The organism is Enterococcus sp. M190262 (genome assembly GCF_005843965.1).
GTDB lineage: Bacteria > Bacillota > Bacilli > Lactobacillales > Enterococcaceae > Enterococcus_D > Enterococcus_D gallinarum.
Genome location: NZ_CP040461.1, coordinates 988,801 through 1,012,248 on the forward strand (window position 1 = coordinate 988,801; position 23,448 = coordinate 1,012,248).

The following is a 23,448-nucleotide window of genomic DNA, read 5'->3' on the forward strand; positions in this document are numbered from 1 at the left end:
CTTTTATTCATAAACATTTGTAGTAAATATTTGAATAAGTAAATGAGAAACTGCTTTAGGTTGCATCTCAGAAAAATCTTTTAGCCAGCGTTCAATCAACCCGATCGAGCCACAGACAAAATAACTCAAACATAACTCTAATTCTTCTCTTGTTGCATCTTCGAAATAAATAGTAAAGCGTTTAAACGTTTCCGGTCTGATTTTTTCCAATAACAAATCTAATAAATGACTGTTATTAAGCAGAATCAAATGACTTACACTAGGATTTTCTTGCAGTATAAGTAATAATTTTTCTAGCCATAGATCTAATGGGAGATTTTCTTGTTGCAAATTATCTGCAATTTGTTCAACGATTTCTTTCTCAATCTCCTCTAAAAGGTCTGCAGTATCTTTGTAATACTTATAAAAAGTTCCTCGATTGATATCAGCACGCTGGGCAATCTCTGTAATTGTGATTTTTTCAAATTCTTTTTCCATCAAAATCTCTTGAAATGCTTTTCGAATCACTTTTTTTGTGTATTGTGTTCGGCGATTTCCAACTATTCCTACCATAACTTCAATCCTTTCTATACAAAAATAACTTAAATGTTTATTTAATAACAGATGAATAAGATTTGAGGATTGCCCCTTTTTTTCTTTCTTAGTATACTAACGCTATGTGATTAAATCAACAGGTGTTCAAAATATGGAGGCGTTATATGAGTTATGTAGAAGTAAAAAATACGTATAAAAGATATAAAATGGGCGAAACCACGATTACCGCTAATGAAGACCTATCCTTTTCAATTGAAGAAGGAGAACTAGTCGTTATTTTAGGTCCAAGCGGAGCTGGAAAATCGACTATTCTAAATATATTAGGTGGGATGGATTCACCTGATGAAGGTCAAATCATTATCGATAATATTGATATTGCACAATTTTCGGATAAACAACTTACAGAATATCGGCGCAAAGATGTAGGCTTCGTTTTTCAATTTTATAATTTAGTCCCAAATCTAACAGCAAAAGAAAATATCGAGTTAGCAACAGAGATATCACCGAACGCACTTGACCCAGATGCTGTGCTTAAGCAAGTAGGATTAGAAAATAGGTCCAATAACTTTCCTTCTCAATTATCAGGTGGCGAACAGCAACGAGTGTCCATTGCCCGAGCGCTAGCAAAAAATCCGAAATTACTTCTTTGTGACGAACCAACAGGAGCATTAGATTTTGAAACCGGTAAACAAGTATTGAAGCTGTTGCAAAGCGCAAGTCGTCAAGCTGGAAATACTGTTTTAATCATTACGCACAACAGTGCCATTGCTCCCATTGCTGATCGCGTGATTCGTATTAATGATGCTACAGTGCGCTCTGTAGAAATTAATGAATCCCCTATTTCAATCGATGAGATCGTTTGGTAGGAGGAAACAAATGAAAAATAAGACGTATTTAAAAGCAAGCTTACGAGAAATCAAACAGTCTAAAGGAAGATTTATCGCTATTGTTTTAATCATCTTTCTAGGTACTTTTTTGTATGTAGGTGTCAAAGCAACTGGGCCTATTTTGAATCATTCTGCAAGTACTTATGTTGATGAACATAACTTAGCTGATATGCAGGTTACATCAACACTAGGTATCACCGATCAAGATCTTAAAGTAGCTAAAGAGTCAGGGATTCAAGTGGAATCAGGCTACCAATTTTATTATGTAGCAGAAGCAGATGAAGTTGTCCAAATCAATTCTTACAACAAAAACCAAAAACAAAACGCATTAATCCTTGAAGAAGGCCATTTACCAAAGAATAGCAATGAAATTGTCTTAGATACACAAGCGAAAGAATATGGCTATCAGTTAAACGATACTTATACTATCGACTCGCAGGATACTATAAAGGATAAAAACTTCAAAATCGTTGGTTTTGCCAACTCGCCCCTATTTATCAGTAAAGCTGAACGAGGCTATGCGAATGTTGGCAGTGGTACAGTAACATATTTTGCTTACCTTCCCGAAAATCAATTTCTGAGTGATGTACAATCGGTACTCTATCTGTCTTTTGATAATGTGAAAGATTTAGAAACTTATTCTGATTCCTATCAAGAAAAAATGGAAAAGAATCAAGAAAAAGTAGAAACGCTTTTTGCTGATCGTCCACAAGAACGTGTAGCAGAAATCAAACATGACGCAATGGAAGAATTGAAACCTGCTAAGGAAAAAATTGAAACTGGAAAAGCACAGCTATTAGATGCACAAACAGAATTAGATGCTGCTAAAGCTCAGATTGAACAACAAAAAAGTGCAACCCTTCTGTTACCGTCTCAACAACAAGCTGGTGCTATTGAACAACTGAAAACTGCTGAATCGACATTGACTAAACAACAAAATCAAATCAATGAAGAAAAAGAGAAGTTAGCTGATGCAGAGTCTACATTACAAAAAAAAGAAAATGAAATAAATGAAATGGAAGAGCCTACTTATTTATTTAATCTAAGAAAAGATAATCCTGGGTTTCAAGAATACGGCGGTTTATCTGATCGTATAGCGGCAATTGCAAATGTCTTTCCAGTATTCTTCTTTTTTATAGCAGCTTTAATAACTTTTACCACCATGACTAGAATGGTAGAAGAAAATCGAAAAGAAATTGGCACATTAAAGGCTTTGGGATATGCAAAAAGAGAGATAGCTCGAAAATATATCATCTATGCTCTTTTATCATCCAGTATAGGAATTCTCTTAGGAGCTGTACTAGGTATCGAATTTCTACCTCGATTAATCTATTTTCTTTCTAGTGAACGGTATCTTTTAGGTGGTGTCCGGGTTTACTATGTTTGGGGGCCAATCATTCAAGCTACAGTCGCCTTTATTCTTGCTACTTTAGGTGCAGCCCTTGTTGTCCTCTATCGTGATTTGCGAGAAAAACCAGCGCAACTATTGCAGGCACGTGCACCAAAGCCAGGGAAAAGAATTTTTCTAGAATACATTCAACCACTTTGGTCACGCTTGAGCTTTAATCAAAAAATCAGTTACCGAAACATTTTTCGCTATAAATCACGAATGATTATGGCAATAATTGGGATCGCAGGATGTGCAGGACTTATGGTCGCTGGAGTGGGTCTAAAAGATTCATTAAGTGCTGTTTCGCAAAAACAATTTGGTCCTATCACTGATTATCAAGCAATCGTCACATTAAAAGACAGTAAAGCAAACAATACCGAAGTTTTTGAAATATTAGAAGAAGATCCAACAATTCAACAATCCCTGCTTGTATTGAATGAAACAATTGAGTTACGGTCCAAAGAACAAGGAAAGCAAAGTCTATCTTTAGTGGTACCTTCTGATACTGACTCATTCTCGAACTATATGCATCTACACTCTACCGATGGAAAAAAAATGTCACTAGATGATGGGGCCATCCTAACGATGAAATATGCGGAGCTTTTTGATATTCACATTGGAGATGAGCTAACCTTTTATGATAAGGATCAAACAGCTGTAACAGTGAAGATAGCTGGTATCGCTGAAAATTATTTAGGTAACTCACTTTATCTTTCTAGAAACGACTATGAAAAAACAACAAATACGAACTATCAGCCTACATCGCTTCTTATCAAGAGTAAAAAGATGCAACAAAAGCAAGAAGACGCATTAGCTAAAGAACTATTGAAAACAGACCAAGTTCAGAATACTACCTTCCTGTCTAGTCAAATCAAAGCGCAAAATGAGTCCATGGGGAATCTGAATTCCATTGTTCTTATCTTGGTCATTTTATCTGGCGCCTTGGCATTTGTTGTTCTATACAATTTAACAAACATTAATGTATCGGAAAGGATTCGGGAACTCTCTACAATTAAAGTTTTAGGTTTTTACGACAAAGAAGTTACAATGTATATTGTTCGTGAGAATGTTGTCTTTACTTTGCTAGGGATCCTAGCTGGTTATGGAGTCGGATACTTACTGACTGATTTTATTCTCCGACAGGCATCGATGGAAAACATGGTTTTTCCATTAGTGATTAGTTGGGCTGCTTATGCGTTAGCCGGCGGCATGACCATTTTATTTACAATCATTGTTATGTTGGTTACTCATTATAAATTGAAGCATGTTGATATGATCGACGCATTGAAATCAAATGAATAATTTTCCCATAAAAAAAATGGCGGTCAGTGTCTTATTAAGACTACTGGCCGCCATTTTTATTTAATGTTTTCACGTGAAACAATTTCTAAGACTTCACAGAATAGTTTGGTGCTTCTTTAGTAATTTGCACATCGTGAGGGTGAGATTCTTTCAAACCATTTCCGCTCATTTGGATAAACTGTGCTTCATCTCTTAGTTGTTTTAAGTTCGCTGCTCCAACATATCCCATCCCTGATTTTAGACCGCCGATCATTTGGAATAAAATATCTGCAACACTGCCTTTATAAGCCACTCGGCCTTCAATTCCTTCTGGAACAAGTTTATTTGCTTCATTAACTCCACCTTGGAAATAACGATCACTTGAACCTTTTTCCATAGCTCCTAGTGACCCCATTCCCCGATAAGTTTTGAAACGTCGACCTTGATAAATTTCAAATTCCCCTGGAGATTCATCCGTTCCTGCCAACATACTTCCTAGCATAACTGCATGCCCGCCAGCAGCCAAAGCTTTGACAATATCACCAGAATATTTGATACCACCATCTGCAATAATGGCTTTTCCATATTGTCGAGCCACTGAGGCAGCATCATAAATAGCCGTTAACTGAGGGACACCTACACCAGCGACAACACGTGTCGTACAGATGGAACCAGGACCAATACCAACTTTAACGACATCTACACCAGCGTCGTATAGAGCTTTTGTTCCCTCAGCAGTTGCGACATTCCCTGCAATTAATGTTGCTTCAGGAAAATGTGCTCTGATTTCAGAAATTTTACGCAGTACGCCTGCACTATGTCCATGAGCAGTATCGATTACGATCGCATCTGCTCCAGCATCTAATAATGCTTGTGCTCTTTCAAAGGTATCACTGGTCACACCTACAGCTGCCGCTACTAATAAACGGCCATGAGTGTCTTTAGCCGCGTTGGGGAATTCAATGACTTTTTCAATATCTTTGATCGTAATCAATCCACTTAAAATACCTTCATCATCAACGATCGGTAATTTTTCGATCTTATGTTTTTGCAAGATTTTCTCTGCATCTTTCAAAGAAGTACCAACCGGTGCCGTAACTAATTTTTCTTTGGTCATTACATCAGAAATTGCGATTGAATAATCCGTAACAAAACGCATATCTCGATTCGTGATGATTCCAACTAGTTTACGATTCTCCATTGTTTCAACAATAGGGACACCGCTGATTCGGTATTTACTCATAAGGTGTTCTGCATCTGCTACTAGATGACTAGGTGTTAAGAAGAACGGATCAATGATTACGCCACTTTCAGAACGTTTTACTTTCCGCACTTCATCTGCTTGGGCAGCAATACTCATATTTTTATGAATGACCCCTAATCCACCTTGACGAGCCATTGATATTGCCATTTTACTATCAGTTACTGTATCCATACTGGCACTCATGATCGGTATATTTAACGTAATATTTTTTGCAAGCTGCACATGCATATCCACATCATTTGGCAACACATGACTTTCTGCAGGTATCAATAATACATCATCAAACGTTAACCCTTTTTTTACAAATTTGGTTTCCCAGTTGGACATTTTTGTAACCACTCCTTAAAGTTAATATGTATTTTTAAAAAAATAGCAAATATTTTTTCATAAGTCAACTATTCGGAAAGCTTTCTTATTTATTCCTGTGTAATCTGAGAAAACAGCCAGAATCACAATAGATTTCTATTTTCTCCCTCTTGTATGACACATAATAAAAAAGACCCACACGCATGAATGACATGTGGGAACTTATTATTATCCTCTAGGAACAGATAAGCTACTAATAATATTGTATTTCTTCTTCAAGTAATATTTAGCTGCTAGTGCCACAGCCCCAATCACAATTTCGATTAATGGGTCGACCTGTGGATTAAGTGGTGGTTGAAGCATAGCAGAAAGTGAGATAGTCACGATCCATACTAAGAAAGCTCCAACTAAAATCAAAATAATTTTCCACATTTTCGGACGTTTACTTTTATCTGCGCCTGGACGTTCATATTGATACATGTACTTATACATTAAGTAGAAGACCCAACCAGCTAACATGGCCATTAAGAAGAGGGTCAACAATCCGTAAGGCTGTGCTTGACCTTTTGTAAATACCCCCATCACGCCGAGCATTAATCCAAAAATACCTAAAATAAGCAACGTATTGTCTAACCACATCAAGAATGGACCTGATTCTTTTTGTTCAACTGGCTTCGTGATGATTGCTTCCGTACGTTCAGAGACTGTCCCAAAAAGTTGTCTAGCGGTTTTACCACCTTTTTGTTCTTGAACAAGAATTGGTAACATCTCATGTAATGCGACAGTTTTTTCTTCTTCAGAAAGATTAGCTGCCTCCAAAGATTTTTTTAAATCAAAAATATATTGTTGGTTACGTTTTGTTAGTTGTTTTTCTAATTCACGATTTTCGGAAACATACGAGCGCAGAGTTTCTGGTTCCATAAATCATTTCTCCCTTCTGCGTGATTTCTTCACAAAGGACATTTTACCATATTTTTTTTTGGAAGAAAGCCTTTTATACATTAAAACGGAATAACATAACATCGCCGTCTTGAACGACGTATTCTTTTCCTTCTAAACGAACACGCCCAGCTTCTTTTGCTGCATGCATATTGCCATACTTATCCAAATCTTCAAAGGAAACAGTTTCTGCACGGATAAACCCTCGCTCGAAATCTGTATGAATAATTCCTGCAGCTTGAGGCGCTTTGATTCCTTTTCGGAAAGTCCATGCACGAACCTCTTGTTCCCCAGCTGTAAAGTAAGTGGCTAATCCTAATAAATCATAGGCCGCACGAATCAGTTGATCTAAACCAGATTCTTCAATGCCTAAAGCTTCCAAAAATTCTGCTTTATCTTCATCATCCAATTCAGCGATTTCTTCTTCTGCTCGAGCACTAATGACGATCACTTCCGCATGTTCACTCTCGGCAAATTCTTTCACACTTTTAACATAGGGATTCTCTTCTGCATTTGCCACATCATCTTCTGCAACGTTTGCTACATATAGAACAGGTTTTGTTGTCAGCAAAAACAATCCTCTAACGATTTTTTGTTCTTCTTCAGTAAATTCAATAGAACGTGCGGATAGACCTTCTTCTAAAACAGGTTTAATTTTATCTAAAACTGCTAATTCAGCTACAGCATCTTTATCTTTTGTTTTCGCAACTTTAGCAACACGTGCATAACGTTTATTGATAGATTCTAAATCAGCCAAGACTAATTCTAAATTAATAGTATCGATATCCGCTAGTGGATCTACCCGTCCTTCAACGTGTGTAATATTGTCATCATCAAAACAACGGACTACATGACAAATAGCATCTACCTGACGGATATGACTTAGAAATTGATTTCCTAGTCCTTCTCCTTTACTAGCTCCGCGAACGATTCCTGCGATATCCGTAAATTCAAATGTTGTCGGTACAGTTTTTTTTGGATGTACTAATTCCGTCAAACGTTGTAAACGCCAATCAGGGACTTCCACCATCCCTACATTTGGATCGATCGTAGCAAAAGGATAGTTTGCTGCTTCCGCTCCAGCTTTCGTTATAGCATTAAATAAAGTAGATTTACCTACATTAGGTAGTCCAACGATTCCAGCAGTTAAAGCCATTTATTATTTCACTCTTTCTCTTTTTTTTCTAGGATTTTTTTCATTTTTTTGTCGAACTCACGGCGAGTAAGCATAACAATATGGCCACAGTTCGTACATTTTATTTTGATGTCTGCACCCATACGGATAATTTCCCAACGGTTTGCTTTACATGCATGGGGTTTCTTCATTTCAACAATGTCACCAAGATCATACATATTTATCACCTCAAGCTTCATCAAATTGAATATTCAATAAATCAAGGATTCGTGTTAAATCTTTCTGTGAAAGGTACTCAATCTCTATTTTCCCCTTACCTTCCTTTTCATGGATTTCAACATTTGTCCCAAACTTGTCCATTAGTCGTTCTTCACTTTCCCGCAAATAATAGGGTTTTTCACGAATCAAACGAGGAATTTTCTTCTTCTCATTTTTAGCATCATTCATTTCAGACACTAATTGTTCTAATTGGCGAACAGTAAGATTTTCTTTCACACATCGATTGGCTAATTTTAAAATCAGATCTTTGTTTTTTAACCCTAGCAGTGTGCGCGCCTGTCCCATTGATAAGCGTTCATCTTGTACCATCTCTTTTACCAACTTTGGCAATGATAATAGACGAAGATAATTTGCAATATAAGGACGACTTTTGCCTAATCGTGTTGCCACTTCTGCTTGTGTTAATTTAAGATTTTTCATCAGCATTTCATACGCTTCAGCTTCTTCTAAAGGATTTAAATCTTCTCTTTGCAGATTCTCTAGAACAGCTACTTGCATCATTGCTTCTTCATCAAAATCACGGATAATTGCAGGTATCGTTTCTTTTTTTGCTAACTTGGATGCACGAAAACGTCGTTCACCAGCAATGATTTCATAGCCCTTTACAGTAGATTTTCTAACAATAATCGGCTGAAAAACACCTGCGTGTTGAATTGAATTAGCTAGTTCTTGAAGTGAAACTTCATCGAAGGTTTTACGTGGCTGGTAAGGGTTTGGTCTTAATTCATTTAAAGGGAGCTCAACCACTTCCTCTGTTTTGATATCTACTTCTTCTAAGCCTTGAAGATCTTGAAATAGTGCATCGATCCCCCGTCCTAAACCTTTCCCTTTATTTTTCACGAGTTAACACTTCCTTTGCTAATGTCTGATATACTTCAGCACCCTTTGAACGTGGATCATAATCAATAATAGATAGACCATGACTTGGGGCTTCTGATAAGCGTACATTACGTGGAATAATTGTCTCATAAACTTTTTCTTGGAAATAACGACGAACTTCTTCTACTACTTCAGCACCTAGATTTGTCCGTGCATCGTACATTGTCAACAAAACACCTTCAATTTCTAATTCAGGATTAAAGTGCTTTTGAACTAGACGCACGGTATTCAATAACTGACTTAGTCCTTCCAATGCGTAATATTCACATTGAACGGGTATTAAAATAGAGTCGCTGGCTGTAAATGCGTTGATCGTCAAATGTCCAAGAGAGGGGGGGCAATCAATAAATATATAGTCATATTGATCTTTAATTTCATTCAATGCCGATTTCAAACGAGATTCCCGAGCCATCATTGAAGTTAATTCAATTTCAGCACCAGCTAATTGAATCGTCGCAGGAACAATATCTAAATTCTCACGACTACTTGGCAATATTGCCTCTACGATTGGTGTTTCATTCACCAATACATCGTAGATATCTTTATCAACATCTGGTTTACGAATCCCTACTCCACTTGTGGCGTTTCCTTGAGCATCAATATCTACTAGTAAGACTTTTTTTCCTACATAGGCCAAACAAGCACCCAGGTTGACTGTAGTTGTTGTTTTGCCTACGCCGCCTTTTTGATTTGCCACCGAAATAATACGTGCCATTCTGCTTCCTCCTACTTGATTGGTTGTTTCGCCGGCAAACCAGGTTTGCGCGGGTATTTTTTTGGCGTTTCTTTCGTTTTTTTGATGATCAAAAGATGCCGTTCATCATTACTAACAGGCAATGTCAATTTTTTTTCTTCAATAAACTTACCACCAAGTAATGCGATTGCTGATTTTGCTTCTATTAATTCTTCTTCGCTTTTTGCTGCTTTTAAGGCAAAGAAATACCCGTTCTTTTTAACGAGAGGCAAGCATAGTTCCGTTAAAATATTTAAACGAGCTACTGCTCGAGCAGTGACATAATCAAAGGATTCTCGGAACTCTTTTTGACCAAATGTTTCTGCTCGATCGTGAAACAAGTAAACATCTTTTAAACCTAAATCTGCCACTAAAGTTTGTAGAAAAGTAATCCGTTTATTCAGTGAATCAACGATTGTTATCTTTAGTTGTGGGAAGATGATTTTCAATGGAATACTAGGAAAACCTGCTCCAGAACCGACATCACATAAATGTGCATCTTCTTTGAATGCTGTCACAAAAGCTAAAGAAATCGAATCATAAAAGTGTTTCAAATATACTTCTTTTTGATCGGTAATTGCAGTGAGGTTCATTTTTTGATTCCATTCAATCAACCGATCATAGTAAGTAGCAAATTGCTTGAGCTGTTCAGATGACAACTCAATTCCTTGAATAGATAATTGTTTTTGAAATTCTTCTGGCAGCATAATGAATCCTTTCTATTTTTGTGAAACAGAAAAATGTTTCACAGACTAATTCCTACTTTAACGCAAAAAGTTTTGAGATGCAATAGGAATACATTGCTTTCAAAGAGATTTTAATTTTTCCACGACGGTTTTTATTTAATTGTTTGTGGTTAGTTTATGGCAAAAATTTGAACTTGTACTCAGACAAAAAAATGCATCATTTTCCATGACCGGTAAATACTAACTCACTAGACTTAAAAAATACAATTACAAAATTGTATCTGTATTCTGATGAAATTGTTACTTGTATGAATAGTCAGTAAGCAGCTGTAAAAGTGTATTATCAGTTCTATCAATTTTTTAGTTAAATAATATAGAAAGAATCTATTTTTCAAAAAAATTGATCGATAAAATAAGAGCTACCCTTCAACATGAAGGATAGCTCTTATTTTTTCTATTATTAATTAATGAACGCGAGGTTCATTATTTTCTTGCATACGATCAGATGTTCGTTCTACTGCACCTTTAGCTTTTTCTGTTTGTCGAGAAGCAAAATCTCCTGTTTTTGATGCCGCGTTGGAGACTTTATCTTGAACTGCCTCGCTATCTTCTTGATACTCAGCTTCTGACTTAATGTCGACCACATTGATATTGACTTCAATTACATCTAGTTGAGTCATATTGGCTACTTCTCTATGAATCACTTCTTTAACTCTCTCAGCAACTTCTGGAATATTTCGTCCGTACTCTACCACAATATCCATATCAACAGCGACTTGTTTTTTGCCAACTTCAGTATTGATCCCAGAGGTTACATTATCTGTATTTACTAATTTCTCTGCAATATTTGAGAAAAACCCTCCATCAACTGTTAACAGACCATCAACATCTTCCAGAGCGATACCAATAATTTTTTGAATAACTTTATCATCATAGGTCAAAGAACCATTTACGGATGTTTCTCCAGTAGGACCTTGAAATCCACTAGGTTTTTCTGTCTGATTATGATGTTGGTTTCCAACTGTTGCTTGGTGCTGTTCAACCGCTTCTTGCGCATGAGGTACAACTGGGTCTGGTGCTTCTGTCATCGGAATATCGTTTTCTTTTGTCGTATGATCCGTGTTTGGTACGACTGGATCTGGATGTGCACTTACTGGTTTTTCATTTTTTAATTCGTTTTTTTCGTTATTCATTTAAATTCCTCCTGAGTTCTTATTGTTTTAGAAATTGATCTAACATTCCCGTTCTCTGTACGTACATCCCTAGGGCAAAGCCTAATCCTGTGAGCACAATGATCAGTAGTGTTTTGAAAAAGCCAATGCTGACAAATAGTAAAGCTAACACTAATCCAATCGCTCCAAAGATAATAGGGATCTTATATTGTTCAAGCTCTTTCATTGATAGACCTCCTATTCTACACGTGGATTTTCTGTAGTGTTCTGTTCTTCGTAGTTCGTATAAGAAACATCGACTTTGACTTTTTCACTTGATCCTAACGTTCTCTGCAAATCTTGCTGGATCTCAGTCATCAAATTCTCTGTTTTACCTACCAATGCAGAAGTACGTTTTAATTTTCCTTTGATTTTTACGCTGATTCGATTTTTAGTTGCTTTAACATTCACTTTAGGTCCATCAACAAATTCTTTTTCACTAACCTTTGTTCGTACTAAACCTTCAATTGCTTTTTTATCAATCGACAATGTTCCTTTATCCTCTTTCAAAACAAAAGTAGCTTTTGTTCTAGGATAGAAGATAATAACTAGAATGACACAAAGGAAAAAGATAATTAGAACTGCTGCTGCCCAAAAAAGATATTGTTGTAGGAAATAATTCGTGAAAAAGAAGGAAATAAATCTTTCTTTTCGATCTAAGCCAAACGGTAAACTAAAATAAGGATTGCCCAATAATAATATTGGCAATAACACAGTAATAAAAATCAATGAAACTACAATCGCTAAAGTTTTCCATCCTTTATTCATAAGACACCTCCTAATATTTGATCACTTCTTATAGATTGATTGCTTCTCCACCAGTTACTCCATAAATTTGAGCTGTTACATAGCTTGCTTTGTTCGACGCCAGAAAAACATACACAGGTGCTAACTCGGCTGGTTGTCCTGCACGTTGTAACAACGAATTTTGGCCAAATTCAGGTAACTGATCCTGAGGTTGTCCATGATCCAACTGTAGAGGTGTCCAAATTGGGCCTGGTGCTACACCGTTTACTCTAATTCCCTTTTCAGCAAACTGTTTTGCCAAACTAACTGTGAAACTAGCAATAGCAGCCTTAGTTGCAGCATAATCCATTAAATGAGCACTTGGACTAAAAGCTTGAACAGAAGTCGTTGTCACAATGGCCCCACCTGCTGGGAGATGTGGTTCTGCAGCTTTAACTAAAGCAAACATGGATAATATATTCACCATGAACGTATCTTTTACTTGCTCAAAGGGTAATTCTGAAATAGAGGGACGTGTGATTTGTTGCGCAGCGTTCAAAACAAGCGTATCCAAACCGCCTAGCCCTTTTACTGCTTTTTCAACGATTTCTTGAGGAGCTGCTTCATCTCTCAGATCATATGGTAATAGGACAGCTTTACGTCCAGCTTGTTCGATATAGTGAGCAACTTCCTCGGCATCTTTTTCTTCTCCTGGAAAAAAATGTAAGGCGATATCGGCCCCTTCTCGTGCAAAAGCAATGGCTGCCGCTCGACCAATTCCTGAATCTCCACCCGTAATCAGTACCCGTCGATTTTCTAATTGATTTGTTCCTTCATATGTTTCTTCTCCACAATCCGGCTCAGGCATCATTTCTTCTTGCAAAGCAGGAGTATCTTGATCCTGTTTTTTAAATTTACCTGTTTGATAAAGTTCGCGCGGATCATTCAAAATAGGTTCACTCATCTTACATCCTCCTTTTGTCTATAACAAAATTCTAAACCATTAAATTTTTTTTTGGAAATATAACGCTTATTTAATTTTAAAATCAAAAATAATTTCAATAAAAAATGAGCAAAGAAAGCGTACACAAAGAGGGTTTTAATAAGGATATAGAAGGTAAAATAATTTATTTCTCTTTCCGTACTGAAATTCAATTTTTTCCATATTTTGGCAAAAGTAGGTAAACTAAAAGAAAAAAGGGGGAGTACAAAATGCCTTGGAATATGAAAGATTATCCTGCTTCAATGAAAAACTTGGATCCGTTGGTTCGAAAAAAAGCAATTGATATTGCAAATGCTTTGTTGAATGATGGCTATACAGACGATCGGGCAATTCCTATTGCTACTAGCCAAGCGGAAAAATGGCTAGAAAATGCCAGTGAAGAAGAAAAGAAAGAATTTCGTAAGGAAAAAAATCCTCAAAAAGATGATCCGCATACCAAAAATAAAAATGCAAAAAAACTTCTGACAGCCAATGTTCAAGTAAAATTTGAAGAAGATAAATGGATTGTTTTATCTGAAGGCGCTAAACGAGCTAGTGATCATTTTAATATTAAAGAAGATGCCATTGCTCGGGCAAAAGAAATCGCTGAAAATAAAAAAACTGGTGTAGAAGTATTTAAAAAAGACGGTAGTCACCAAAAAGATTACGACTTTTCCGAATAAAAAAACCAGCCTCTTTAGGCTGGTTCTGTTATTTTCGCAATCTTTCCTTGTTCGATATAGACCATCAATATACTTATGTCGGCTGGATTTACGCCACTAATTCGGCTGGCCTGAGCGATGGTTTCTGGTTGTATTTTTTGTAGTTTTTGTTTTGCTTCAGTTGCAAGACCATTGATTACTTCATAATCAATGTTTTCAGGAATCCGTTTTGCTTCCATGCGTTTTAGTTTTTCCACTTTTTCAAGGGCTTTTTTGATATATCCTTCATATTTGATCTGAATCTCTACTTGCTCAATTTCCTTCGGCTTTAATGCAGGGTTTGCTTCGATAAACTGCAAGAGTTCTTGATAATTTACTTCTGGACGGCGTAGAAATTCATTTGCTAGAACACCATCTTTTAATGGAGCGGTTCCTTTCTCTTTGAGGAAAGTTTGAACAGATGGTGTTGGTTTGATACGTACTTTTTTTAGACGTTGGATTTCCTCTTCTACAGCTGTTTTTTTCGTTAGATAGGCTTGGTATTGTGGCTCTTCCACTAAGCCAATTCGGTGTCCGACTTCTGTTAGACGAAGATCCGCATTATCGTGACGCAGCAACAACCGATATTCTGCTCTCGATGTCAATAGACGGTATGGCTCATTAGTCCCTTTTGTTACTAGATCATCGATCATTACTCCGATGTATCCATCACTACGTTTCATAATAAAAGGCTCTTTTCCTTGAATCTTAAGAGCAGCATTTATGCCAGCAATCAATCCTTGACCCGCTGCTTCTTCATATCCGCTCGTTCCATTTGTTTGTCCTGCTGTAAAAAGGTTAGCGATGACTTTTGTTTCTAACGTTGGTCGTAACTGATGTGGTACTACAACATCATATTCAATAGCATAACCCGTACGCATCATCTCAACTTTTTCAAGCCCGGCAATCGAATGGAGCATATTGACTTGGACGTCTTCTGGAAGAGAAGTTGAAAGTCCTTGGACATACACTTCTTCGGTATCTAAACCTTCTGGCTCTAAAAATAATTGGTGGCGTGATTTATCGGCAAAACGTACGATTTTGTCCTCGATCGAAGGGCAGTACCTTGCTCCAACCCCTTCAACGATTCCAGTAAACATTGGTGCACGATGAAGATTATCATTAATGATTTGATGTGTATGTTCATTGGTATAGGTTAACCAGCAAGGTTCTTGATTGGTTTTGTATTGGCTATCTGGTGTACTGTAACTAAAGTGATTAGGGGCTTCGTCACCGGGTTGGATCTCAGTTACATCATAGTTGATGGTACTTGACTTCACACGTGGCGGCGTACCAGTTTTGAAGCGCGCAATTTCTAAACCTAACTCTTTTAAATGATCAGCAAGTCCAATGGATGGTTGAGAATTATTAGGTCCCGAAGAATATTTTAGTTCACCAATAATAATTTCCCCACGTAGCGCAGTTCCAGCAGTAATGATCACCGATTTTGCTTGGTAACGAGCTCCAGTTGCAGTAACAACGCCTTTACAAATACCATCCTCAACAATCAATTTCTCTACAATACCCTGGCGTAATGTCAAATTTTGCTCCATTTCAATGGTTTTTTTCATTTCAGAAGCATAGGCATGTTTATCTGCTTGTGCACGCAATGCACGCACAGCCGGTCCTTTACCTGTATTCAACATTCTCATTTGAATGTATGTTTTGTCGATGTTCTTCCCCATTTCGCCCCCGAGAGCATCAATCTCTCTAACAACTACACCTTTAGCAGGACCTCCTACTGATGGATTACAAGGCATAAATGCAACCATATCTAAATTGATGGTTAACAATAATGTTTTACACCCCATACGGCTAGCTGCAAGAGCAGCCTCTGATCCAGCATGACCTGCACCAACTACTATGACTTCATATTCTTCTGCTTGATATTCTTGCATCGTGTTCTCCTTTGGTAATTTTATTTTCCTAAACAAAATTGACTAAATAACTGCGTAATTAATTCATCTTGAACACTATCTCCAACAATTTCGCCTAAATAATCCCAGCAACGAGTCATGTCGATTTGCACAAGATCAACAGGCATCCCACTTTCAATTCCTTGAATCACTTCTGCTAATGAATGTTCTGCTTTTTCCAATAATGCAATATGACGAGTGTTTGAGAGATAAGAAGCATCTTTGTCTCCTGTATTTCCACCAAAAAACAAGTCAGCTATTGCTTGTTCAAGTTGATCCAATCCTTCACTCGTTAATACCGAAATAGGAAGAGCAGGCTCATTCTCTAAATAGGGCACTAAATCTTCTTGATTGATTCTTGAAGGTAAATCTGTTTTATTTAGCAAAATGATTCGTTTATTTCCAGATGTAATATCCAATAATTGTTTATCTTCTGTCGTGAGTGACTCACTTTGATTTAGTACTAATAAAATCAAATCCGCTTCACTGAGTGCTTTGCGACTACGTTCAACACCAATTTTCTCAACGATATCTTCTGTTTCACGAATTCCTGCGGTATCAACTAACTTTAAAGGCACACCACGTACGTTTACATACTCTTCAATAACATCTCTAGTAGTACCTGCAATATCTGTTACAATTGCTTTCTCTTCCCGTAATAAGTGATTTAGCAGACTTGACTTGCCAACGTTTGGCCGACCAATAATTGCTGTACTGAGACCTTCTCGTAAAATTTTTCCTTGCTGTGCTGTCTGTAAAAGAGCTTGTATCTGTTTCTGGACTTGATTTGCCTTTTCTAATAATAAACGTGTTGTCAATTCTTCGACATCATCATATTCTGGATAATCGATATTTACTTCTACCTGTGCCAATGTCTCTAAGATCTCTTGCCGTAGTTGTCGGATCAATCTTGAGAGGTTACCATCTAATTGGTTGATAGCGAGATTCATTGCTTTATCAGTTTTTGCACGAATCAAATCCATCACTGCTTCAGCTTGAGATAAATCAACACGCCCATTAAGAAAAGCACGCTTTGTAAACTCTCCCGGTTCAGCCAACCGTGCTCCTTGACGCAAAACTAATTGCAAAATTTGATTAACGACAACAATCCCGCCGTGACAATTGATTTCTACTATATCTTCTCTAGTAAAAGTTTTTGGTTTTCTCATGATCGATACCATAACTTCATCCATCATTTGATACTTCTCAGGGTCAAAAATATGGCCATAATGTATCGTGTGGCTACTCACATCTATTAGTTTTTTCTTTCCTGATTGAAAGACAGCATCTGCTATGGAAATTGCTTGTTCACCACTTAATCGAACAATACTGATTGCTCCTTCACCAGGGGGCGTAGATATTGCTGCAATCGTATCAAATTCCTGCGTAATACTCACCATACTAAAGCTCCTCCTAATTTTTCGCATAAAAAAAGCGCCCACTCCACCCGTCAAACTCATAACGGATAGACTTAGCACTTTGACTGCTTGTCATATAAAATTCTGGGAATAGATTAGCATACTTTTTATTTTGTCGCAAGTCTACTTGGTAAACTTTTAATCTTTTGCATCAAACACTAAAAACATTTAAAATAAAGGAAACAATAAGAAATGAGGGATTTTTATGGATACGTCCAAAAAAATAGATACTTCTTCTCGCATCAAGGAAATCATTCTTTCTACCGGAAATGTCAATCGGCCATACATTGTTCGCGATATTGTCTTTGCCGCAGATAAAATTGAAGTAGATTTATTTGATCCTGAAATCGATTTGAATGCGCTTCTCTCTGATGTTGCTTTTCGTCTGAAAGAAAAAGCGCACAGTTATGGTGCTAATGCTGTAATCAACTGCCATTTTGAACATGATCGAATCGTAGAAAACGGGAAAACTTTTTTAGAAATTTTTGCTTATGGAACAGTTGTACAGTTTACACAATCTACAATCGGCGGCTAATTTCCCTCAACAATAAACTGCTAAACCTCGATACTACCAATACAATTAATATAAAAAAAGAGTCCGTGGCAAACGGACTCTTTTTTTCACCAAAGTAAGAACTACTCATCGTATGTTTACTTTGATAAGAATGATTTCTAGTCAAGAATACTTGGTTTCAAATATCTTGTCAATTCCTTTTTCTCCACGATAAAAGGAATGACCTGAAATCAGGTCATTCCTTTAGACTTAAAAGTTTTTTTTCGCTGGTTCAACCACCAAGTACCGATAAGGCTCGTCACCTTCAGAGTGTGTTTGTATTTGGGCATCCTTACTTAATGCAGAATGGATTTGCTTTCTTTCAAAAGCTGGCATAGGTTCTAAAAAGACTGGTCTACCTGTGCGTTTAACTTTTTCTGCTGTTCTATTGGCCAGACGCTCTAAAATTGCCTGACGCTTTTCACGATAATCACCTACATTAACAACCACAGATAGCTTATTTGCTGCGATTCGATGAATATATACTTGTGCCAGATATTGTAAAGCATTTAGTGTTTTTCCATGTTTTCCAATCAGGAGTCCTTGCTTTTGTGTATCTAGATGAAAAACGATCAAGCCATCTTCTCGTGCTGTTTTTACAAGGGCTGGTGCATTCAATGCTTTAGAAATGTTAGTCAAATATAAAGCAAGATGAGTAAGTGCTTCATCATCAGAAAGATCCTTTGCGTTAGGTTTTTCTTCCGTATCTGCTTGCGATTTTGCAGTAAGCACTGATTCCTCAAGTTCAGGTTCTAAGATTTCTTCAATTATTTCAGTTACTGATTCTGTGATGATTTTTGATTCATCCGCAGCACTTCTTTCAATTGATACGCGGGCATTCTTTTTACCAATACCTAAAAAACCTTTTTTCCCCTCATCCAAAACATCGATCACTGCTTGATCCTTGTTTAAACCTAAAGCATGCAATCCTTCTTGGATAGCTTCATCTACTGTAAGACCTTCATAAATCGGCATTATCTGCAACCTCCTTTTATTTCTTACGTTTTTTCTTAGGACTCATTGCTTTCTTCAGCGCTCTTTCTCGTTCTCTTTCTTTTCGAGCAGCTTCTTCTCTTTCTTGACGAATCTTGAATGGATTATTCAAAATCAACGTTTGTACTACTTGGAATGCATTGGATACAACCCAGTATAAAGATAAACCACTAGCGATATTGATCCCCATCAATAAAATCATCAATGGCATTGCAAAATTCATTATCTTTAAACTAGCATTTGATTCTATTTGACTCATACTAGACAAATAAGTACTTGCAAATGTAAATAGTGCAGCTAATATAGGTAAAATAAAGTAAGGATCTCGGTCCCCTAATTGTAACCACAAAAATTTTCCTTCTTGTAAAGCTGGAACCCGCGAAATCGATTGCCATAATGCCATCAAAATTGGCATTTGGACAAGTAGCGGCAAACATCCGGCATAAGGATTCACATTATTTTCTGCATAAAGCCGTTGCGTTTCTGCACGTAATTTATTTTGTGTTTCACTATCTTTCGATGCATATTGTTGTTGCAGAGCTTTTAATTTTGGCTGCAATTCTTGAGTTTTTCGCATACTCTTTGTTTGAAAATGCATTAAAGGCATGAGAATAATCCGAATGATCAAAGTAAATAGAATGATCCCAATCCCAGCATTGCCAAAAGATAGCATCTTGATCGCTTCAGCAAAGTAATAAACGATATAACGATCCCATAATCCTGAACTTTGCGCATTCACTTCCCCAGTTGCGCTACAGGCAGACAAGACAACTACCAATGAGACGATCCCCAAAAATAGTAAGATACGTTTTCCTTTTTTCACTTAAATAATTCCTTTCCGTTAGTTAATGATTTTAGCAAGCTTTAACACATGCTCTAAATTCGAGTATACTTCTTGAGAAGAGCAATTCGAAACACTTGGACGAGCAATTACGATGAAATCGAGTGTAGGTTTGATTCTAGGTTGCATATCCGTGAGACTTGCTCTGATTTTTCGTTTGATCTCATTTCGTTTAACAGCATTTCCTACTTTTTTTCCTACAGATAATCCGACACGAAAATGTGGCTGATCTTTCTGCAGAACATAGACAACAAATTTACGGTTTGCAAAAGACTTTCCTTTCTGAAAAACCTTTTGAAAGTCTTGTTCTGTTTTTACGCGATATGCCTTTCTCATCTTGGTTCCTTCATTTCTTTCTACTTTGGTTACTCACCTGTCAATAATACCATATTTAGTAAAAGGGATTCACTATATTCCTTAAAAAACGGCATAAAAAAAAACCACTGGCATTCAGTGGCTTATGCAGAAATAACCTTTCTGCCTTTACGACGACGACTTGCTAAAACACGACGTCCATTTTTTGTACTCATACGTTTACGGAATCCGTGAACTTTTTGACGTTTACGTTTATTTGGTTGATAAGTTCTTTTCATTTAGTGACACCTCCATCAAAATAATGATTATGCGCATAGACATACTTTGATAGTATAACGAGTCAGACAGTGTTTTGTCAATATAAAATTCACCCACTTTACTGTCTTGTTTTCCACATAAACGAAATGAACTGTGTGTTACTTGTGGATTTTGCATTTTTGTGGATAACTTATTTCCACAAGTTTTTCCTGCTTTTTCCACAAATAAACACCCTTCTAAAAAGTTATCCACATACACTTTTCTGGCTGTGCATAAATCAGGAAAATGCTTTTACATCAACGTATTTGATTAACAGTTACTTGTGGATAAACAAGAGATTATTGTAACAATCCACAAACACTCCTCCTCTGTGGATAACCGTAAATTTGATAAGTTAATTTCTCCTGTTCTTTTTTTCATAAATGTGGAAAAGTATTTTTTTCTAACCTTTTTTATTATAATCTGTGGAAAACTTCTTCCATCCGTGCTAAATTAGTATTATCTATTCTTAGCTATAGGAGGACAATTTATGTCATCTGCTGATTCCATTTGGCGAGATCTTCAGAAATCTTTTAAAGAAGAACTTAATCCAGCAAGTTACAGTGCTTGGATCGAAACAGCCAACATATTATCTTTTGAAAAAAATCAGTTATTGATTGAAGTACCCAGTGATCTTCATAAATCTTATTGGGAAAAAAATCTAGCTGCAAAAATTGTTGAGATGGGCTTCATGAAGACCGGTGAAGAACTAATTCCTAGTTTTGTCACTGCTGAAGAAGCAGAAGCTCTGCAAAAATCGCCTTCTGTTGAACAAACAGTTACTGAAAAAGCAGAAAAAAAAGGAAAAACTATTCTAAACGAAAAATATACTTTTGATACATTTGTTATAGGTAAAGGAAATCAGATGGCTCATGCTGCAGCTTTAGTTGTAGCTGAAGATCCCGGTTCTATCTATAATCCGTTATTCTTCTATGGTGGTGTGGGTCTAGGAAAAACTCACTTGATGCATGCTATCGGACATCAAATGCTGTTAAAAAGACCAAATGCAAAAATCAAATATGTGAGCAGTGAGAACTTCACTAATGATTTTATTACTTCGATCCAAAAGAATAAAATGGAAGATTTTCGGAATGAATACCGAAATGTTGATCTCTTACTTGTTGATGATATTCAGTTTTTGGTCAATAAAGAAGGGACACAAGAAGAATTCTTTAATACATTTGAAGAGCTTTATCGAAATAACAAGCAGATCGTTTTGACAAGTGATCGCTTACCAAATGAAATACCCACGTTACCTGAACGATTGGTTTCACGTTTCGCATGGGGGTTATCTGTAGATATTACACCTCCAGATCTAGAAACTAGAACAGCGATTTTAAGAAAAAAAGCAGAAGCTGAACGCCTCGAAATCCCTGACGATACACTGAGTTATATCGCAGGACAAATTGATTCGAATATTCGGGAATTAGAAGGCGCATTAGTGCGTGTACAAGCATTTGCAACTATGCAAAATTCGGATATTACAACAAGCTTAGCTGCAGAAGCAATCAAAGCATTAAAGTCAAGTCATGGAAGCACTCAAGTTTCTATATTGCAAATCCAAGAGGAAGTTGCAAAATACTACCATATCCATATAAATGATCTCAAAGGAAAAAAACGTGTCAAAGGAATTGTCGTACCTCGGCAAATCGCCATGTTTCTTTCTCGTGAACTAACGGATAACTCTTTACCTAAAATTGGAGCTGAATTCGGAGGTAAAGATCATACTACAGTCATTCATGCTCATGAAAAAATCCAACATCTCTCAGAAACGGATCCTACCATTAAGAATGAAATTTCAGAAATCAAAAACATTCTCTTTAGTTGAGTTGTGGATAAAGCAAAAACATGCCAAAAAGTTATGCACAGGTTATACACAGGCGTTTTCGTTGACGTCTCAATGATATTTTCTAGTTATCCACAATACTAACAAGCCTATTACTACTATTACTTTATTTAATAACTATAAATAAAAGGAGTGCTCCTAATGAAAGTAACTTTAAATCGAACAGAGTTCATGCAAGAATTACAAACCGTTCAACGTGCCATTTCATCAAAAACAACCATACCGATCCTTACAGGTGTTAAATTAGTTCTAACTGATAAAGGTTTAACTCTGACAGGAAGTAATGCTGATATTTCAATTGAGACTTTTTTAAGCGTAGAGAAAGAAAAAGTTCAAATGAAAATTGAACAAACAGGAGCAATTGTTTTACAAGCACGATTTTTTAGTGAAATCATTCGTCGCTTACCGGATAATACTGTTACGCTGGAAGTGATAGAAAATAACCAAGTAGCAATAACTTCAGGGAAAGCTAACTTTACTGTAAATGGATTAGATGCTGATAGTTATCCACATTTACCAGTTGTCGAAAGTCAAGATCGCATCGAAGTTCCTGCTCACATTCTAAATAAAATTGTTAACGAAACAGTTTTTGCTGTTTCACAGCACGAAAGTCGTCCAATTCTAACCGGTGTTCATTTTGTTCTTGAAAATAAGAAATTATTAGCTGTAGCTACAGATTCCCATCGATTAAGTCAACGAGTAATTCCATTAGAAAGTGGGGAAGCGAATTTCAACATCGTTATTCCTGGGAAAAGTTTGACTGAATTGTCCCGTTCTTTAACAGATGAAGAAGAAGCTATTCAAATCAGTATCATGGATAATCAAGTATTGTTCCAAACCAATACAATGAAGTTCTATTCACGCCTATTAGAAGGGACTTACCCAGATACAAATCGATTGATACCATCAAGCTTTAACACAGAAATTGAATTTTCAGTTCCAGAATTGTTGTCAGCCATCGAACGCGCATCTTTACTTTCACATGAAGGAAGAAATAACATCGTTCGTTTGTCAATAAATGAAGATTCTGTTATTTTATATGGGAATTCTCCTGAGATTGGTAAAGTAGAAGAAGATCTATCCTACGAGCAAGTTTCAGGAGAACCATTGGAAATCTCTTTCAATCCTGATTACATGAAGGCGGCTCTAAGAGCTTTTGGAGATACAAGCATCACGATTCGCTTTATTTCTGCTATCAGACCATTCACTTTGGAACCAACTGAAAGTCAAGGAAGCTTTATTCAATTGATTACACCAGTCCGCACAAATTAGAATTTTTCATGTTTATTGTAAATGCATGAAACAAACGTCTGAAAATACAAAAATAGTTTAGAAG

General features: G+C 36.6%; 24 protein-coding genes. 6 read left to right on the forward strand and 18 right to left on the reverse strand.

What is annotated here, in order from left to right:
- Nucleotides 1-3 precede the first annotated feature (3 nt).
- On the reverse strand, nt 4-552 hold the full coding sequence (locus FE005_RS04565) for a TetR/AcrR family transcriptional regulator (RefSeq protein WP_003129161.1): 549 nt from the start codon (nt 550-552) through the stop codon (nt 4-6).
- A 146-nt stretch (nt 553-698) separates the two neighbouring features.
- On the opposite strand from FE005_RS04565, the gene FE005_RS04570 reads away from it, so the two are divergent.
- Complete coding sequence (locus FE005_RS04570) at nt 699-1,400, forward strand: ABC transporter ATP-binding protein (protein ID WP_005473109.1); 702 nt, start codon at nt 699-701, stop codon at nt 1,398-1,400.
- A gap of 10 nt (nt 1,401-1,410) precedes the next feature.
- Nucleotides 1,411-4,113, forward strand: coding sequence for an ABC transporter permease (locus tag FE005_RS04575; protein ID WP_138371389.1), 2,703 nt, complete (start codon nt 1,411-1,413; stop codon nt 4,111-4,113).
- 85 nt (nt 4,114-4,198) lie between these two features.
- Here the strand turns inward: FE005_RS04575 and guaB are convergent, their stop codons facing one another.
- From guaB to FE005_RS04630, 11 genes are all read right to left on the reverse strand, one after another.
- Entirely contained in the window at nt 4,199-5,683 is a 1,485-nt protein-coding gene (gene guaB, locus FE005_RS04580; protein ID WP_003129164.1) for an IMP dehydrogenase, read from the reverse strand.
- A gap of 207 nt (nt 5,684-5,890) precedes the next feature.
- On the reverse strand, nt 5,891-6,583 hold the full coding sequence (locus tag FE005_RS04585; RefSeq protein ID WP_003129165.1) for a DUF1129 domain-containing protein: 693 nt from the start codon (nt 6,581-6,583) through the stop codon (nt 5,891-5,893).
- A 73-nt stretch (nt 6,584-6,656) separates the two neighbouring features.
- Nucleotides 6,657-7,757 carry a redox-regulated ATPase YchF gene (gene ychF, locus FE005_RS04590; protein WP_003129166.1) on the reverse strand — a complete coding sequence of 367 codons (1,101 nt, stop codon included), beginning with the start codon at nt 7,755-7,757 and terminating at the stop codon, nt 6,657-6,659.
- An 8-nt stretch (nt 7,758-7,765) separates the two neighbouring features.
- The gene (locus FE005_RS04595; protein WP_021148890.1) at nt 7,766-7,954 is read right to left on the reverse strand and encodes a DUF951 domain-containing protein; all 189 of its coding nucleotides are present in this window, start codon (nt 7,952-7,954) and stop codon (nt 7,766-7,768) included.
- A 10-nt stretch (nt 7,955-7,964) separates the two neighbouring features.
- On the reverse strand, nt 7,965-8,855 hold the full coding sequence (locus FE005_RS04600; RefSeq protein ID WP_003129168.1) for a ParB/RepB/Spo0J family partition protein: 891 nt from the start codon (nt 8,853-8,855) through the stop codon (nt 7,965-7,967).
- Nucleotides 8,845-9,609, reverse strand: a complete 765-nt coding sequence (locus FE005_RS04605) for a ParA family protein (protein WP_003129169.1) — start codon at nt 9,607-9,609, stop codon at nt 8,845-8,847. The genes FE005_RS04600 and FE005_RS04605 overlap by 11 nt, the downstream gene beginning before the upstream one ends.
- A gap of 11 nt (nt 9,610-9,620) precedes the next feature.
- Nucleotides 9,621-10,334 carry a 16S rRNA (guanine(527)-N(7))-methyltransferase RsmG gene (rsmG, locus tag FE005_RS04610; protein ID WP_003129171.1) on the reverse strand — a complete coding sequence of 238 codons (714 nt, stop codon included), beginning with the start codon at nt 10,332-10,334 and terminating at the stop codon, nt 9,621-9,623.
- A 443-nt stretch (nt 10,335-10,777) separates the two neighbouring features.
- A complete protein-coding gene (locus FE005_RS04615; protein WP_138371390.1) occupies nt 10,778-11,506 on the reverse strand; it encodes an Asp23/Gls24 family envelope stress response protein in 729 nt (242 codons plus the stop codon).
- A 19-nt stretch (nt 11,507-11,525) separates the two neighbouring features.
- Nucleotides 11,526-11,711: a DUF2273 domain-containing protein gene (locus FE005_RS04620; protein ID WP_003129173.1), complete on the reverse strand. Its 186-nt coding sequence runs from the start codon at nt 11,709-11,711 to the stop codon at nt 11,526-11,528.
- 11 nt (nt 11,712-11,722) lie between these two features.
- Nucleotides 11,723-12,292 (reverse strand): alkaline shock response membrane anchor protein AmaP, encoded by a 570-nt coding sequence (gene amaP, locus FE005_RS04625; protein WP_003129175.1) that lies wholly within the window; start codon nt 12,290-12,292, stop codon nt 11,723-11,725.
- Nucleotides 12,293-12,320: 28 nt separating this feature from the next.
- Nucleotides 12,321-13,214 (reverse strand): SDR family oxidoreductase, encoded by an 894-nt coding sequence (locus FE005_RS04630; protein ID WP_138371391.1) that lies wholly within the window; start codon nt 13,212-13,214, stop codon nt 12,321-12,323.
- Nucleotides 13,215-13,462: 248 nt separating this feature from the next.
- On the opposite strand from FE005_RS04630, the gene FE005_RS04635 reads away from it, so the two are divergent.
- A complete protein-coding gene (locus FE005_RS04635; protein WP_005473095.1) occupies nt 13,463-13,915 on the forward strand; it encodes a DUF2188 domain-containing protein in 453 nt (150 codons plus the stop codon).
- 14 nt (nt 13,916-13,929) lie between these two features.
- On the opposite strand, the gene mnmG is transcribed toward FE005_RS04635, so the two are convergent.
- Together mnmG and mnmE are read right to left on the reverse strand one after the other, a co-directional pair.
- Nucleotides 13,930-15,831: a tRNA uridine-5-carboxymethylaminomethyl(34) synthesis enzyme MnmG gene (gene mnmG / locus FE005_RS04640; protein ID WP_138371392.1), complete on the reverse strand. Its 1,902-nt coding sequence runs from the start codon at nt 15,829-15,831 to the stop codon at nt 13,930-13,932.
- Between the two features lie 20 nt (nt 15,832-15,851).
- Nucleotides 15,852-17,249, reverse strand: coding sequence for a tRNA uridine-5-carboxymethylaminomethyl(34) synthesis GTPase MnmE (gene mnmE / locus FE005_RS04645; RefSeq protein ID WP_003129182.1), 1,398 nt, complete (start codon nt 17,247-17,249; stop codon nt 15,852-15,854).
- 223 nt (nt 17,250-17,472) lie between these two features.
- Between mnmE and FE005_RS04650 the strand changes: the two genes are divergently transcribed.
- Nucleotides 17,473-17,802 (forward strand): heavy metal-binding domain-containing protein, encoded by a 330-nt coding sequence (locus tag FE005_RS04650; RefSeq protein WP_003129184.1) that lies wholly within the window; start codon nt 17,473-17,475, stop codon nt 17,800-17,802.
- Nucleotides 17,803-18,030: 228 nt separating this feature from the next.
- On the opposite strand, the gene jag is transcribed toward FE005_RS04650, so the two are convergent.
- The 4 genes from jag to rpmH all read right to left on the reverse strand — a co-directional run bounded on the left by jag (nt 18,031) and on the right by rpmH (nt 20,247).
- Complete coding sequence (jag, locus tag FE005_RS04655; RefSeq protein WP_003129185.1) at nt 18,031-18,795, reverse strand: RNA-binding cell elongation regulator Jag/EloR; 765 nt, start codon at nt 18,793-18,795, stop codon at nt 18,031-18,033.
- Between the two features lie 16 nt (nt 18,796-18,811).
- Entirely contained in the window at nt 18,812-19,636 is an 825-nt protein-coding gene (locus FE005_RS04660; RefSeq protein ID WP_003129186.1) for a membrane protein insertase YidC, read from the reverse strand.
- Nucleotides 19,637-19,654: 18 nt separating this feature from the next.
- Nucleotides 19,655-19,990, reverse strand: a complete 336-nt coding sequence (gene rnpA / locus FE005_RS04665) for a ribonuclease P protein component (protein WP_003129188.1) — start codon at nt 19,988-19,990, stop codon at nt 19,655-19,657.
- 122 nt (nt 19,991-20,112) lie between these two features.
- Nucleotides 20,113-20,247, reverse strand: coding sequence for a 50S ribosomal protein L34 (gene rpmH, locus FE005_RS04670; protein ID WP_002356012.1), 135 nt, complete (start codon nt 20,245-20,247; stop codon nt 20,113-20,115).
- 509 nt (nt 20,248-20,756) lie between these two features.
- Here rpmH and dnaA point away from each other — a divergent pair.
- Entirely contained in the window at nt 20,757-22,094 is a 1,338-nt protein-coding gene (gene dnaA / locus FE005_RS04680) for a chromosomal replication initiator protein DnaA (protein WP_003129244.1), read from the forward strand.
- Nucleotides 22,095-22,253: 159 nt separating this feature from the next.
- Nucleotides 22,254-23,384: a DNA polymerase III subunit beta gene (gene dnaN, locus FE005_RS04685; protein ID WP_003129245.1), complete on the forward strand. Its 1,131-nt coding sequence runs from the start codon at nt 22,254-22,256 to the stop codon at nt 23,382-23,384.
- Nucleotides 23,385-23,448 lie beyond the last annotated feature (64 nt).